Below are 14,030 nucleotides of genomic sequence, written 5' to 3'. Positions count from 1 at the left end.
TTCAATATGCTGATTTTAAAGAGATTATGAAGAAGTATAACGAACTGGCGTTTATTAATAAAGCAATTATCCAGGAATATTCTGCAAAAGAGGTATGACAGCCTTCACTGCTAAGAAAATAATTTCCCCTCTCACTTAAAGAGGGGAAAAGATCAGGCTATTTTTTCCAGCATCAGTCCGGCTCGCAGACCAAATGCCACTGACGGATTGGGGAATAAAACATACTCTGTGGCTTTCTGCACCTCGTAACGCTCGTCACCGTCCTCTGCCAGGAGTACCCCTTGACGGAACGGCGTGAAGTTCAGCGTATGGGCCGCCATATGGAGAAGGAAAGCATCGCTGCGACGGGTGATCTGCTGCACGACCCGATAACGCACGACAGGCTCCTGCGCGTGCTCCGGCGCGGTGCCGCCGAGGAGCGCCCGAAGCGCAGAGTGCGTCGGAGCAAAGCGCGTCAGATCGTTTTCCCCAAAAGGCAGCGCCTTTCCCAACTCCAGCGTGCAGGCCAGCGCGCCGAAGTTTTCACACGTAAAATGGGTAAACGTGCCGCCCGGCGACTGATGGAAGACCAGGGCTTCCAGCCCCGCGTCCCCCAGCCAGCTCAGAAAGGTTTCATCCCACGGCTGATTGCGCTGCGGCAGTACGCCAAAACGCACATGATAAGAGGCACGGATAGCCGTATGCAGGTCCAGGTGCCAGCGCGTTCCCCCTGCAGTGACAAAAAACGTTGTCACCACGCTCTCCAGCCACTGCGCGCGTGCCGTTTCATCGCTCGGAGGGAACTGTGACCAGCGGCCCCCAAACATCCGGTTGATGTCACTCATTCGGTAACGTTTGTTTTGCGCCAGCGCTGGCGGATTGCCAAACACGACCAGCACGCGACACGCGAGCGTAATCTCTCCACGGTAAAGCGCACGCAGCAGCAGGTCGACAATCTCAACGGGTGCGGTTTCGTTGCCGTGAATACCGCTCGACAGCAGAAGCGATACGTCGCTCTGCGCAAACGGCGTCAGCTCAAGTACGCCCCGTCCCAGCCACCGCCAGCGAAATGAGGGGCCGTCCCCCTCTTTCTGTTCCGGCGTCTCATCGGCCAGCGTCAGCGACAGTAAATTTTCCATATCATCCCCTTAGCGCTGGAACGGATAAACCGATCCCAGCTGCAGGATTGTCGATAACACGTCCAGCGCCTCGCGTCCTTCGCGCAGAAGCTGCGGGTCAACCAGATCGGCCTGGGTTAAGCGATCCCGATAGTAGCGATCGACCCAGTCGTTCAGCCGCGCAAAGAGCGTATCGTTCATCATGACCGCCGGGTTTACCGCCTGCATTTCGTCCTGAGTTAACACCACGCGCAGACGTAAACAGGCCGGCCCGCCGCCGTTGGCCATGCTTTCGCGCAGGTCAAACACGCGCAGTTCGTCAATCGGATTATCGGCTTTCACCAGCTCGCTCAAATAACGCCACACGCCCTGATGATTACGGGACTCCTGCGGCAGCACCAGCATCATGCTGCCATCGTCACGGCTTAGCAGCTGGCTGTTGAACAGATAGGTTTCTACCGCATCCTGCACGCTCACCGCCTGCGTGGGCACCTGAATCGGCGTAAAACCGGGTACACGCTCATGCAGCGTGGCAAGCAGCCTCTCCTGATGCGCAAACGCCTGCTCGTGGCAGAACAACACCTGACGGTTAGAGACGGCAATAACGTCGTTATGGAACACGCCCTGATCAATCACGTGCGGATTTTGCTGGGCGAAAACCACCTGGGAAGGATTGACCTGGTTCAGTCGGGCAACCGCCTGGCTCGCCGCCAGCGTCTGGCGTGCAGGATAACGCGTTGGCGCGTTGTGACCGCCCTCTTCCCGCCCGTAGATAAAGAGCTGCAGGCCCGGATCGCCATAATCACCGCCCAGCCGGTTATGGTTGGCTGCCCCTTCGTCGCCAAACATCGCCACCTGCGGCAGAGCCTGATGCACCTCGAAATGGGCGTCATGGTTGAAAATGGCGCGCAGCACGCGCTCGGTGGTTTCCGCTTCGGTGGCGCGGTGGAATTTGTTATTCAGGTTCGCCACCGTCAGATGAACTTTGCCATCCAGCGTGTCGGCTGATGGTGCGACGGTCGCCGCGTTTGCCACCCACATAGAGGAGGCAGAGCTTGCCGCGGAGAGCAGGTGCGGCGTCTGCGTACCCGCTTTTTCGACGACCTGTTCATCAGTACCGCTAAAACCGAGCTGACGTAATACTGCCACGTTCGGACGCTCCTGCGGCGGGATCACCGCCTGCGGGAAACCGGCATCCGCCAGCGCCTTCATTTTTAACAGCCCCTGCTTCGCCGCCAGCTTCGGGTTGGAGACCTGAAAACGGTGCTTCGTCGAGGCTTCATTCCCGAATGAGAGACCGGCATAGTGGTGGGTCAGCCCCACCAGCCCGTCAAAGTTGACTTCACGCGCCTTCATGACGTTCTCCTCCGGTAAAATCCAGCCCCGGATTGAGCGTTTCCGGCAGCGTCAGCGCCGGAGTTTCCAGGCTCGCCATCGGCCACGCGCAGTAATCGGCGGCATACCACGCGCTGGCGCGATGGTTGCCCGACGCGCCCACGCCGCCGAACGGCGCGGTGCTTGCGGCCCCGGTCAGTGGTTTATTCCAGTTCACAATCCCGGCGCGCGCTTCCAGCAGCAACCGATCAAACTTCTCACGATGCGGTGAAATCAGCCCGCTCGACAGGCCGTAGCGGGTGTTATTCGCCATTTCAATGGCCGCATCAAAATCGTCATAGCGCCAGACGCACAGCAGCGGGCCAAAGACCTCTTCATCCGGCACGTTGCTCGCGCCGCTCATCTCTACGATGCCCGGCGTCAGCAGCGAGGTACCCGGCTGAACCTGCTTCGGCTCCAGCAGGGTTTTCGCGCCGCGCGCGACGTGGTCCTGCCAGGCTTTCAGCACGTTCAGCGCGGCCTGCTCGGAAATCAGCCCGCCGATAAACGGCTGCGGGTCAGCATCCCACGCGGCAGGCACCAGACGTGCGCTCACCTCTACCAGACGCTTCAGGAAGGCATCCCCCTGCTCGCCACGCCTGACCAGCAGGCGGCGGGCGCAGGTACAGCGCTGTCCGGCGGTAATAAAGGCAGACTGAATCGTCAGGTGCACCGCGGCGTCGATTTCATCAGGATCTTCGACAATCAGCGGGTTGTTGCCGCCCATCTCCAGTGCCAGAATTTTCTCCGGCTGCCCTGCAAGCTGGCGGTGCAGCTGATAGCCCGTACCGGCGCTGCCGGTAAACAGCAGGCCGTCGATATCGCTCAGCGCGCTCAGCGCCTGACCGGTTTCCCGCCCGCCCTGCACCAGGTTCAGCACGCCCGGCGGCAGACCGGCCTGTTCCCACAGCTTAACCACCGCCTCGCCGGTTAATGGCGTGAGCTCACTCGGTTTGAAAATAACGGTATTGCCCGCCAGCAGCGCGGGCACAATGTGGCCATTCGGCAGATGCCCCGGGAAGTTGTACGGGCCAAATACCGCCAACACGCCGTGCGGACGGTGGCGCAGCGTGGCCGCGCCGTCCGGCATCTCGGTATGCTGTTCACCGGTGCGGGTGTGGTAGGCCTTCACCGAAATGGCGATTTTGTTGATCATCGCCGTCACTTCGGTTGTCGCTTCCCAGCGCGGTTTACTGGTTTCGGACGCAATGATGCGCGTCAGTTCGGCCTTGTTCGCCTCCAGCAGTCCGGCAAACTTTTCAACAATTTCCTGGCGCACGGCGAAGGGCTGTTTTGCCCATGCCGGAAACGCGCGGCGCGCGGCATGGCAGGCCTGTTCTACCTGCCCGGCGCTGGCATCATTTCCTTTCCAGAGCACCGCCTGGCCGACCGGATGAGTTTTTACCCGCAGGTCGCCTTCACCCGTTACCCAGTCACCGTTAATCCATAAAGTCATGCTGTTTTCTCCTCAGGGCAGAGACGCACCAGACGAACCGTGTCGCCCGCGTTACATTTCAACGCATCCAGCTGCGCCGCCGTCAGCACCAGACGCTCACATTTAGGGTCCGTACGTACCAGCATGGCGCGGAAATTAGTGTAATTTTCGTTGGAGACCAGACAGGCTGGCCACTCGCCCGGCGCGGGCTGTCCTTCGGAGACCGTCACCAGACGGCTTTTACGAATGGCGCGCACGCGGTCGATGTCACACTCAAGCGTTGGGCCGCCGTCGAAGATGTCGACATAGTTACGGTAGCGGAAGCCCTCTTTCTCCAGCACCGCGCGGGCGGGCGCGGTCTGCGGATGCACTTCGCCGATCACTGCCTGCGCTTCCGGGGTGAGGAAATGGGTATAGATAGGATGTTTCGGCATCAGCTCGGCAATAAAGGCTTTCTGGCCTGTGCCGCAGAGATAGTCTGCCCGGCTGAACTCCATCGAGAAGAAGCGCTCGCCCAGGCTCTCCCAGAACGGCGAGTAGCCTGTCTCATCAATCACGCCGCGCATCTCGGCGACCACTTTTTCGTTAAAGCGATCGCGGAAGGCGGCCATAAACATAAAGCGCGATTTGGAGAGCAGATAGCCATTGCCCTCCTTGCGCCACGCCGGGTCGAGGAACAGCGTGCACAGCTCGCTGGCCCCCGTGTGGTCATTACAGAGAAACAGCGTGGGCAGCGCGTTATAGACGTTCAGCTCTTTCGAGGCGTGAACCATGGTGCCGACGCGGTAGTTGTACCACGGGTCGTTAAGCCCGACGGCCACTTCAATGGCGCAGATCCCGGCCACGGTGCCCGTGTCGGTCTCTTCCAGCACGAACACATACCCCTGTTCGCTTTTTGGCAACGTCCCCTGCCAGGTTTGCAGGGCGCGCTCAATGCGCGCCGACAGCGTTTTTTCATCGGCAGGAAGCGAGGTCAGCCCGCCTCCCGTCTTACCGGCAAGCTGCATGAGCCCGGCGAGATCGCCGCGCTCAACGGGACGGATGACCATCATGATGACACCCCGGATTTCACCTGTTCACAGGCCAGCGCAAAACGGTCTAAGCCGGTTCTCACCTCTTCTTCGCTGACGATCAGCGCAGGGGCGAAACGCACCACGTTGGCACCTGCAATCAGCACCATCACGCCCACTTTTGCCGCTTCCTGTGAGATAAGTTTAGCTTTTCCGGCAAACTCCGGCGTGAGCTCGCAGCCGATTAACAGCCCCAGACCGCGAATTTCTTTAAACAGCCCCGTTTTGCTGTTGATGGCGTTCAGGCGCTCGACGAACCAGTCGTGACGCTGCTTAACGCCTTTCAGCACTTCAGGGGTGTTAATGATGTCGAGCACCTGCCCGGCGACGGCGGTTGCCAGCGGGTTGCCGCCGTAGGTGGTGCCGTGGGTGCCCACGGTCATTACGCTGGCGAATTTATCGGTGGTCAGCATCGCCCCAATCGGGAAGCCGCCGCCCAGCGCTTTGGCGGTAGAGAGCACGTCCGGGGTAACGCCATAATGCATATAGGCATACAGCTCGCCGGTGCGGCCCACGCCGGTCTGCACTTCGTCGAAAATGAGCACCGCGTCGTGACGATCGCACAGCTCGCGCAGCCCCTGGAGGAAGGCTTTTTGCGCCGGAAGAACGCCGCCCTCGCCCTGCATCGGCTCGACGATCACCGCGCAGGTGGTGTCGTTAATCAGCTCGCTGGCGGACTGCAGATCGTTATAGATGCCGTGGCGAATATCCGGCGGCAGCGGTGCGAAATCCTGTGAGTAGGAAGGCTGGCCGCCCGCGCTGACGGTAAACAGCGTGCGCCCGTGGAAGGCATTTTTAAACGCCACAATCCCGCTCTTGTGGGTACCAAATTTATCGTGGGCATATTTGCGCGCCAGCTTCAGCGCCGCTTCGTTGGCTTCCGCCCCCGAGTTACAGAAAAACACTTTTTCGGCAAAGGTCGCGTCGATCAGTTTTTTGGCCAGGCGCAGCGCAGGCTCGTTGGTAAAGCCGTTGCCGGTATGCCAGAACTTCGCCGCCTGGTCATTCAGCGCCTGACGCAGCGCCGGGTGCGCATGGCCCAGCGCGTTGACCGCAATCCCCCCCGCAAAGTCGATATATTCTTTGCCCTGCTGATCCCACAGGCGCGAGCCTTCCCCACGTACCGGAATAAAAGCCGCCGGAGCGTAAACCGGCATCATCCATTCATCGAAATTTTCACGCGTAATTGACAGAGACATAGCGACCTCATCCGGTAAATAAAAAGTTATTTGAATGTTAAATAATTGGGTGTTTGCACTGTGAATGTAGATTGCACTGTTCGTGCCAGCCAGCGATAAAAATGCATAAACGGGATCGAGGGACAGAATATCAACAGGTTACGATATGGAGTTATTCACTGTTATTGCATAAAAAGTGAATATTTTTACGACAAGCGGCGCTTTCCCGCATGAAAATCAGAAAGAGTATGCACAGGCCAAATATAATTCTGGAATTGTGATCGCTCGCGAAATTTATCGGCCATTTACGCTCTGTTTGGGGGCAAGGCGCGTCAGAATGGTGCAAAAATTGCACCGTTGACATTATCTGTCGCAGTAATTGGGCGAAGCGGATAACAGACGACACAATTTCTGCTACCATCCATGCACTATTCACCTTGCACTGGCAGCGACTATGAAATTTGTTTCTTTTAATATCAACGGCCTGCGCGCCCGACCTCATCAGCTTGAAGCCATCGTTGAGCAACATCAGCCAGATGTGATCGGCCTGCAGGAGACCAAGGTTCACGACGACATGTTCCCCCTCGAAGAGGTGGCGAAACTTGGCTACAACGTCTTCTATCATGGGCAGAAAGGCCATTACGGCGTTGCGCTGTTGACCAAAGAGACGCCAGTTTCCGTCCGCCGTGGTTTTCCCGGCGATGACGAAGAAGCACAGCGCCGCATCATCATGGCGGAGCTGCCTTCCCCGCTGGGGAACATCACCGTGATCAATGGTTACTTTCCCCAGGGCGAAAGCCGCGACCATCCGACCAAATTCCCGGCCAAAGCCAAGTTTTATCAGGATCTCCAGGACTATCTGACCACCGAACTGAACAAAGAGAATCCGGTGCTGATCATGGGCGATGTGAACATCAGCCCGACAGATCTGGATATTGGCATCGGTGAAGACAGCCGCAAACGCTGGCTGCGTACCGGCAAATGTTCTTTCCTGCCGGAAGAGCGCGAGTGGATGCAGCGCCTGCTGGACTGGGGGCTGGTGGATACCTTCCGTACCGCCAACCCGGACACGCAGGATCGCTTCTCGTGGTTTGACTATCGCTCAAAAGGCTTTGATGACAACCGTGGCCTGCGTATCGACCTGCTGCTGGCCAGCTCGCCGCTGGCGGAGCGCTGCATCGAAACCGGTATTGACTACGATATCCGCAGCATGGAAAAACCGTCTGACCACGCGCCGGTGTGGGCTAAATTCAAGCTGTAATGACGCGTGAACATTCGAAAAATCGCTTTCCTGTGCGCCCTTCTGGGCGCATTTATTCTGACGATTGTCATGCTTCCTCCAGGCTCACTCTCCCTGGAAGGGATTAAAACTCACCAGCAGGCATTACTCTCCCATGTTGACCACGCGCCGCTACGAAGCGCGCTGATCTTTTTTGCGCTCTATGTGGCGGTCTCCGCCCTGTCGATACCCGGTGCGGCGATCCTCACCCTGCTGGGCGGGGCGTTATTTCCCCTGTGGGAAGGCACCGTGCTGGTCTCGTTTGCCTCCACGCTCGGGGCGACGCTTGCGATGCTCGCCAGTCGTTATCTGCTGCGCGAGTGGGTGCAACAGCGTTTTACGCTACAGATGAAAACGGTCAATGCTGGCATGGCGCGCGACGGTGCGGGATACCTTTTTGCCCTGCGCCTGATGCCGCTGTTTCCGTTTTTCCTGGTGAATTTGCTGATGGGGCTGACCCGCATCGCGGTGCGTCGCTACTGGTGGGTAAGCCAGGTCGCCATGCTGCCTGCAACGATTGTCTTTCTCAACGCCGGACGCGAGCTTGGAAGAGTGACATCGCTGCGCGATATTTTGTCGCCGGGTATGCTGTTCGCCTTTACACTACTGGGGTTATTCCCGCTGGCCACGCGCTGGCTTTTTTCCCGTTATACCTCTTCGTTTAAAAAGTGAGGCATTATGCGCCGTGTGCGTTTTTGCGCGTTTCTGACAAGCCTGCTGCTGGCGCCGCCAGCCTTTTCTGCAGACAGCTGGCAATCCCTTCAACAACAGGCAAAAGGCCAGACCGTCTGGTTTAACGCCTGGGGTGGCGAGCCGGCGGTTAACCGCTACCTGGACTGGGTTAGCGGCGAAATGAAAACGCACTACGCGATTGACCTCCGGATTGTCCGTCTGGCGGATGCCGCCGATGCGGTAAAACGCATCCAGACGGAACATGCCGCAGGGCGAAACCACAGCGGCTCGGTCGATTTACTCTGGGTTAACGGGGAAAATTTCCGCACACTAAAAGAGGCGGGTTTGCTGCAAACCGGATGGGCACAGCAGCTGCCGAACTGGCGATACGTTGATACGCGTAAACCGGTTACGGAGGATTTTGCCATCCCAACCGAGGGAGCAGAATCGCCGTGGGGCGGCGCTCAGCTGACCTTTATCGCCCGTAAAGCGAGCATGCCCGCGCCACCGGATAGTCCTCAGGCATTGCTGGCCTGGGCGCAGCAGCATCCGGGCAACGTCACTTATCCGCGCCCGCCTGACTTTACCGGCACCGCGTTCCTGGAACAGCTGCTTCTGACGCTCACCGCGCAGCCTGACGCGTTAAAAAAAGCGCCGGATGATACCTTCCCGCAGGTTACCGCGCCGCTGTGGCGCTACCTCGACGCGCTGCATCCTCTGCTGTGGCGTAAAGGGCAAGATTTTCCTCCCTCGCCCGCGCGCATGGATGCCCTGCTCGCCAGCGGCAACCTGGCTCTGTCGATGACCTTTAACCCGGCGCATGCCCGGCAAAAGGTCGCCAGCGGTGAACTCCCTGACGACAGCTACAGCTTCGGGTTTAAGAACGGCACAATCGGTAACGTCCATTTTGTCGCCATTCCGGCGAATGCCAGCGCCAGTGCGGGGGCGAAAGTGGTGGCAAACTTCCTGCTTTCACCGCAGGCGCAGATCCGCAAAGCCGACCCGGCCGTGTGGGGTGACCCGAGCGTGCTGGACGCGGGGACGCTTCCCGCCGATGAGGCGAGGCGGCTTCGCAGCCACACGCCAGAAGCGCTACCGGCGGTGCTTCCTGAACCGCATGCCGCCTGGGTTAACGCGCTGGAGCAGGAATGGCTTCGCCGCTACGGCACCCGCTAAGCGCGGCGATCTGGCTGGCGATGGCGGTGATTTATCTCCCGCTGATTCCGGCCGTCGCTATGCTGTTTGCTCCGGCGCTGTCGCTCAATAGCTGGCAGGCGCTGGCGGAGGATCCCCAACTGCCGCAGGCGTTTGCCGCCACGCTGGTCTCGACGCTGTTGGCAACGTTGGGCTCGCTGGTGATTGCCCTGGGGTTCATCACGCTGCTGTGGCCCGGCGAGCGCTGGCGTCGCTTGTGCACCCATTTGCCCTGGATGCTGGCGGTGCCCCACGTCGCTTTCGCGACCAGCGCGTTACTCCTGTTTGCCGAGGGAGGGCTGTTTTATCAGGTATGTACCTTCTGCTCACCGCAGCTCGATCGTTATGGCATCGGGCTGGGGCTGACGCTCGCGGTCAAAGAGAGCGCGTTTGTCCTGTGGGCACTCTATGCCGCGCTGCCGGAAGCGCAGCTGGCGCAGAAGAACGTGGTTTTGCGTACCCTGGGTTACGGACGCCTTCAGCGCCTGCGCTGGCTGGTCCTGCCGACCATTGCCCCCGCGCTGGGTGCCGTGATGCTGGCCGTGCTGGCCTGGTCGCTGTCGGTGGTGGATGTGGCCATTATTCTGGGGCCGGGCAATCCTCCCACGCTGGCGGTGCTGGCCTGGCAGTGGCTCAGCCAGGGCGATGCGCAGCAGCAGGCGCAGGGAACGCTCGTTTGCCTTCTCTTACTCCTGATTCTGGCTCTGCTGGCCGGCGTCGGCTTCGGCATCTGGAAAGTCTGGCGACGCACCTTGCCGGACCTCTCCGGCGTCCGACGCCGCGCGTCCCTGCCGGTACCGGAAAAGTCGCTCGCCTGGTGGCTACCGGCATGCGGGATCCTCTGCGCCATCGTGCTGCTCGGTTTAGCGCGCCCCGAAGATGCCGCGTTTACCCCGTTAACCACCAGCCTTACGCTGGGGCTGCTCTCTGGCATGCTGGCGCTTGGGCTGAGTTTTCTCTGGCTCGAATGGGGGCCGCGACAAGGCGCGCTGTGGGTCTGGCTGCCGCTGGCGTTGCCCGCTCTGCCCCTTGTCTCCGGGCAATATGCCATTGCGCTCACGCTGGGCATTGACGGGCAGTTCGCTGCCGTGCTCTGGGGGCACCTGCTGTGGGTGCTGCCCTGGACGCTGCTGGTGCTGCAACCTGCCTGGCAAAAGCTGGATCCCCGACTGTTCCTCACCGCCAGAACGCTTGGCTGGGGACGGATGAAAATATTCTGGATGCTAAAATGCCCGCTGCTGGTACGCCCGGCGTTACTGGCTTTTGCCACCGGGTTTTCGGTGAGCATGGCGCAATACATGCCCACGCTGTGGCTGGGTGCCGGACGTTTCGCCACGCTGACCACTGAAACGGTGGCGCTCAGCAGTGGGGGAAGTCTTCCGATCCTGGCTACCCGCGCACTGGGATTGCTGCTGGTGACGGGCATCGTTTTTGGCGTCGCCGCACTATTATCCAGACTGGCAGGCCGTTACCGTCGAGGATTACGTTAATGTTAAAGGTGCAAAATCTCTCCATTGAACCGCTTTTCCGGCAGGTCAATTTTTGTGTACCGTGCGGTGAGATAGTGACCCTGATGGGGCCGTCCGGCAGCGGGAAATCAACACTTTTCTCCTGGATGGTGGGGGCGTTATCTTCTGATTTTAAGGCCCAGGGTGAGCTGTGGCTTGATGAACGCCGCTGTGACACCTTGCCCGTGGAAACGCGCGGTTTAGGGATCCTCTTTCAGGACGCCCTGCTGTTTGACCACTTCAGCGTCGGGCAAAACCTGATGCTCGCCCTGCCGTCCCGCATTAAAGGCGAGACGCGTCGGGAACGCGTTGACCAGGCGCTACGCTCTGCCGGCCTGGCGAATCACTTTGACAGCGACCCTGCTACGCTTTCTGGTGGAGAACGCGCCCGGGTCAGCCTGCTGCGCGCCCTGCTTGCGGAGCCACGGGCATTATTGCTGGATGAACCGTTCAGCCGCCTCGATAAAACGTTACGGACGACGTTTCGAGCCTGGGTGTTTGACGCCGTTCGCACGCGTAATATTCCTGTGGTGCTGGTCACCCATGACGAGGAAGACATTCCGCCCGGTGGCGAGGTGATCGAAATTTCTCGCTGGCAATAATGTGCTAACGCAATGTTTTCCGTTTCGGGAGAGACGACAATGCCCCCCTCTTTTACTGACGTCAGGTTATTCGATGAAACGTGTTTCTCAACTGACCGCGCTGGCCCTGCTTTGCGGCCTCGCCTCACTCTCCGCCGTGGCGGCTGATATGCCCTCTTCCCTTACGCTGGCCGAACTGCAGGCACAGCAGGGCAAAGCCATCGACACCCGCGCCAGCGCGTTCTATAACGGCTGGCCGCAAACGCTCAGCGGCCCCTCCGGGCATGAACCCGCCGCGCTCAACCTGGCGGCCTCCTGGCTTAGCGCAATGAGCGACGAGCAGATTGCGCTTTGGGCAAAACAGCATCAGCTTAGCCCATCCACGCCGATTGCCCTTTACGGAAGCGATGCCGACAACCAGGCTGTTAAAGCCCGTCTGGAGAAGTCCGGATACGCTCATGCGTCGCTTCTCAGCGATGCCCTGCAAACACCTGACCGTTTACAGCGCCTGCCGCACTTTGAACAACTCGTCTACCCGCAGTGGATCCACCAGCTGCAGCAAGGCAAAACGGTTACCGCCGCCCCGGCTGGCGACTGGAAAGTGATCGAAGCCGCCTGGGGCGCACCGAAGTTTTACCTGCTGAACCATATCCCCGGTGCGGGTTACATCGACACCAACGAGGTGGAAAGCGAGCCGCTGTGGAATAAGGTCTCCGACGACAAGCTGAAAGCGATGCTGGCGAAGCACGGGATCCGTCACGATACCACCGTCATTCTGTATGGCCGTGACGTTTACGCCGCCGCACGCGTGGCGCAGATTATGCTGTATGCGGGCGTGAAGGATGTGCGTATTCTCGACGGCGGCTGGAAGGCGTGGTCAGAGGCCAACCTGCCGGTTGAGCGCGGTATGCCGGCAAACGTGAAGCCCGCCCCTGATTTTGGCGCGCCGATCCCCGGCCAGCCGCAGCTGATGGTGGATATGGAGCAGGCGCGCGGCATGCTGCACCGTCAGGATGCCTCGCTGGTGAGCATTCGTTCGTGGCCGGAGTTTATCGGCGACACCAGCGGCTACAGCTACATTAAGCCAAAAGGTGAAATTGCCGGGGCGCGATGGGGCCACGCGGGCAGCGACGCGACCCATATGGAAGATTTCCACAACCCGGATGGCACCATGCGCAGCGCCGATGATATTGCCGCAATGTGGAAGACCTGGCACATCCAGCCTGAGCAGCACGTCGCGTTTTATTGCGGCACCGGCTGGCGGGCGTCAGAAAGCTTTATGTACGCCCGCGCGATGGGTTGGAAGAACGTCGCCGTCTATGACGGGGGCTGGTACGAATGGAGCAGTCATCCGCAAAATCCGGTCTCTACCGGCAAGCGCGGGCCTGAGAGTACCCTCTAAGCGTTGAGTGACTTCAGCGTCACGTAGCCGCTCCAGAGGCGCGTTGTGGTGGTCAGCCAGCACAGCGCGCCGAATATCCACGCAAACAGCGTAAAGTGCACCGGAAACAGGCAGCACAGCACGAACAGCGCGATAGTTTCCGTCCCTTCCGTTAGCCCACCGATGTAATAAAACGACTTGTGCGCATAGCCGGGGTTGTCGATATCGTGTTTCGCCGCCAGCGCCGCAAACGCCAGAAAACTGCTGCCGGTACCGATAAACGCAAACAGCAGCCAGGCAGCCGCCAGCGCATTCTCTGCGGGTGCAGCCAGCGCAAAGCCAAACGGGACCAGCGCGTAGAACAGAAAATCGAGCGCGATATCCAGAAACCCTCCCGCATCGGTTAATCCCCTGCGGCGCGCCAGCGCACCGTCCAGACCATCCAGCAGGCGGTTAAAGACGATGGCGACCAGCGCAGCAAAATACCAGCCGAGCGCCAGAAACGGCAGCGCCAGCACGCCGACGGCAAATCCCGTTAACGTCAGGCCATCAGGGGTAATAAAGGGTTTATCCAGCGCGGCCACGAGCTGGTTAAGGAGAGGTTTCAGGCGAGGATGCAGGTGTTTATCAAGCATGGGGTTTCTCTTTAAAGGTGGCGCACAGCCCCTGAGCAGGAATGTCGAGCGCGGCATTAAAACGTGCCGAGAGGTTTTGAAACGCAATCAACGCCGTCATTTCGGTAATCGCGTCGTCTGTGAAGTGGCGCTTTAACTGCGCTTTGACGACGTCATCCACCTGAGGCGGCGTGGCGCTGACAGCTTCGGCATACGCCAGCGCAGCGCACTCCTCATCGCTGAATACATCGCTTTCACGCCACTGACTCACCGCCTGAACTTTCTCCAGCGCGCCGCAGCGCTCGGCCAGCCGCAGGCTGTTGGCATCAATACAAAATGCGCAGTGACAGAGCTGCGACACGCGGGTCATCAGCAGCGAACGCAGCACCGGGGAAAGGCGTGCCTTGCGGCGATCCAGAAAACCGACAAACAGCGCCACCAGCCAGAACAGACGCGGCATGCGTCCCCACCAGCGGATGGGGTTCAGCACCGCGCCAAAGTGCTTTTTCTGCATGGCGGCGATGGGCTTAAGGCTGGCGGGAAGGGTTTCGATGGGGGCAACCCAGGTGGTCTTTTTCACCTGATTCTCCTGATAGCTGGACTCTGAGAAAGGGCACGATAATATGTCGTTTTTCGCTAACAATTAT

The 14,030-nt window shown here is 59.6% G+C and carries 13 protein-coding genes; 6 read left to right on the top strand and 7 right to left on the bottom strand.

The annotated features are described in order from the left end of the window. Positions 1 to 152 precede the first annotated feature (152 nt). From astE to K5E19_RS01675, 5 genes are read right to left on the bottom strand one after another with little or no spacing between them, the layout of a single operon-like run. Positions 153 to 1,118: a succinylglutamate desuccinylase gene (gene astE / locus K5E19_RS01695; protein WP_221549724.1), complete on the bottom strand. Its 966-nt coding sequence runs from the start codon at positions 1,116 to 1,118 to the stop codon at positions 153 to 155. Positions 1,119 to 1,127: 9 nt separating this feature from the next. Beyond that, entirely contained in the window at positions 1,128 to 2,453 is a 1,326-nt protein-coding gene (gene astB / locus K5E19_RS01690) for an N-succinylarginine dihydrolase (RefSeq protein ID WP_221549723.1), read from the bottom strand. Further along, positions 2,440 to 3,927, bottom strand: coding sequence for a succinylglutamate-semialdehyde dehydrogenase (gene astD / locus K5E19_RS01685; RefSeq protein ID WP_221549722.1), 1,488 nt, complete (start codon positions 3,925 to 3,927; stop codon positions 2,440 to 2,442). Before astD ends, astB begins: the two co-directional genes overlap by 14 nt. Further along, the gene (gene astA / locus K5E19_RS01680) at positions 3,924 to 4,958 is read right to left on the bottom strand and encodes an arginine N-succinyltransferase (protein WP_221549721.1); all 1,035 of its coding nucleotides are present in this window, start codon (positions 4,956 to 4,958) and stop codon (positions 3,924 to 3,926) included. Before astA ends, astD begins: the two co-directional genes overlap by 4 nt. Next, positions 4,955 to 6,175 (bottom strand): aspartate aminotransferase family protein, encoded by a 1,221-nt coding sequence (locus tag K5E19_RS01675; protein ID WP_221549720.1) that lies wholly within the window; start codon positions 6,173 to 6,175, stop codon positions 4,955 to 4,957. Before K5E19_RS01675 ends, astA begins: the two co-directional genes overlap by 4 nt. Positions 6,176 to 6,608: 433 nt before the next feature. Between K5E19_RS01675 and xthA the strand changes: the two genes are divergently transcribed. From xthA to K5E19_RS01645, 6 genes are all read left to right on the top strand, one after another. Continuing rightward, entirely contained in the window at positions 6,609 to 7,415 is an 807-nt protein-coding gene (gene xthA, locus K5E19_RS01670; RefSeq protein ID WP_221549719.1) for an exodeoxyribonuclease III, read from the top strand. 6 nt (positions 7,416 to 7,421) lie between these two features. Then, complete coding sequence (locus K5E19_RS01665) at positions 7,422 to 8,105, top strand: TVP38/TMEM64 family protein (protein ID WP_221549718.1); 684 nt, start codon at positions 7,422 to 7,424, stop codon at positions 8,103 to 8,105. Between the two features lie 15 nt (positions 8,106 to 8,120). Next, complete coding sequence (locus tag K5E19_RS01660; protein ID WP_409334595.1) at positions 8,121 to 9,281, top strand: ABC transporter substrate-binding protein; 1,161 nt, start codon at positions 8,121 to 8,123, stop codon at positions 9,279 to 9,281. After that, positions 9,254 to 10,789 (top strand): thiamine ABC transporter permease, encoded by a 1,536-nt coding sequence (locus tag K5E19_RS01655; RefSeq protein WP_221549716.1) that lies wholly within the window; start codon positions 9,254 to 9,256, stop codon positions 10,787 to 10,789. The genes K5E19_RS01660 and K5E19_RS01655 overlap by 28 nt, the downstream gene beginning before the upstream one ends. Next, complete coding sequence (locus tag K5E19_RS01650) at positions 10,789 to 11,409, top strand: ATP-binding cassette domain-containing protein (protein ID WP_221549715.1); 621 nt, start codon at positions 10,789 to 10,791, stop codon at positions 11,407 to 11,409. The genes K5E19_RS01655 and K5E19_RS01650 overlap by 1 nt, the downstream gene beginning before the upstream one ends. A gap of 73 nt (positions 11,410 to 11,482) precedes the next feature. Further along, positions 11,483 to 12,790 (top strand): sulfurtransferase, encoded by a 1,308-nt coding sequence (locus K5E19_RS01645; protein ID WP_221549714.1) that lies wholly within the window; start codon positions 11,483 to 11,485, stop codon positions 12,788 to 12,790. On the opposite strand, the gene K5E19_RS01640 is transcribed toward K5E19_RS01645, so the two are convergent. Continuing rightward, on the bottom strand, positions 12,787 to 13,404 hold the full coding sequence (locus K5E19_RS01640; RefSeq protein ID WP_221549713.1) for a CDP-alcohol phosphatidyltransferase family protein: 618 nt from the start codon (positions 13,402 to 13,404) through the stop codon (positions 12,787 to 12,789). The two genes, K5E19_RS01645 and K5E19_RS01640, sit on opposite strands and share 4 nt — an antisense overlap. Continuing rightward, complete coding sequence (locus K5E19_RS01635) at positions 13,397 to 13,963, bottom strand: carboxymuconolactone decarboxylase family protein (protein WP_221549712.1); 567 nt, start codon at positions 13,961 to 13,963, stop codon at positions 13,397 to 13,399. Before K5E19_RS01635 ends, K5E19_RS01640 begins: the two co-directional genes overlap by 8 nt. Positions 13,964 to 14,030: the final 67 nt, after the last annotated feature.

The sequence above is a fragment of the Enterobacter sp. RIT637 genome (assembly GCF_019718755.1).
GTDB lineage: Bacteria > Pseudomonadota > Gammaproteobacteria > Enterobacterales > Enterobacteriaceae > Enterobacter.
Note: the sequence above shows the minus strand (reverse complement) of the source record. Positions and strands in the feature narration are given on the sequence as shown.

What these genes read in the sequence shown, in the direction of transcription:
- astE (WP_221549724.1), bottom strand. Translation starts at nt 1,118, where the DNA reads ATGGAAAATTTACTGTCGCTGACGCTGGCCGATGAGACGCCGGAACAG.
- astB (WP_221549723.1), bottom strand. Translation starts at nt 2,453, where the DNA reads ATGAAGGCGCGTGAAGTCAACTTTGACGGGCTGGTGGGGCTGACCCAC.
- astD (WP_221549722.1), bottom strand. Translation starts at nt 3,927, where the DNA reads ATGACTTTATGGATTAACGGTGACTGGGTAACGGGTGAAGGCGACCTG.
- astA (WP_221549721.1), bottom strand. Translation starts at nt 4,958, where the DNA reads ATGATGGTCATCCGTCCCGTTGAGCGCGGCGATCTCGCCGGGCTCATG.
- K5E19_RS01675 (WP_221549720.1), bottom strand. Translation starts at nt 6,175, where the DNA reads ATGTCTCTGTCAATTACGCGTGAAAATTTCGATGAATGGATGATGCCG.
- xthA (WP_221549719.1), top strand. Translation starts at nt 6,609, where the DNA reads ATGAAATTTGTTTCTTTTAATATCAACGGCCTGCGCGCCCGACCTCAT.
- K5E19_RS01655 (WP_221549716.1), top strand. Translation starts at nt 9,254, where the DNA reads ATGGCTTCGCCGCTACGGCACCCGCTAAGCGCGGCGATCTGGCTGGCG.
- K5E19_RS01650 (WP_221549715.1), top strand. Translation starts at nt 10,789, where the DNA reads ATGTTAAAGGTGCAAAATCTCTCCATTGAACCGCTTTTCCGGCAGGTC.
- K5E19_RS01645 (WP_221549714.1), top strand. Translation starts at nt 11,483, where the DNA reads ATGAAACGTGTTTCTCAACTGACCGCGCTGGCCCTGCTTTGCGGCCTC.
- K5E19_RS01640 (WP_221549713.1), bottom strand. Translation starts at nt 13,404, where the DNA reads ATGCTTGATAAACACCTGCATCCTCGCCTGAAACCTCTCCTTAACCAG.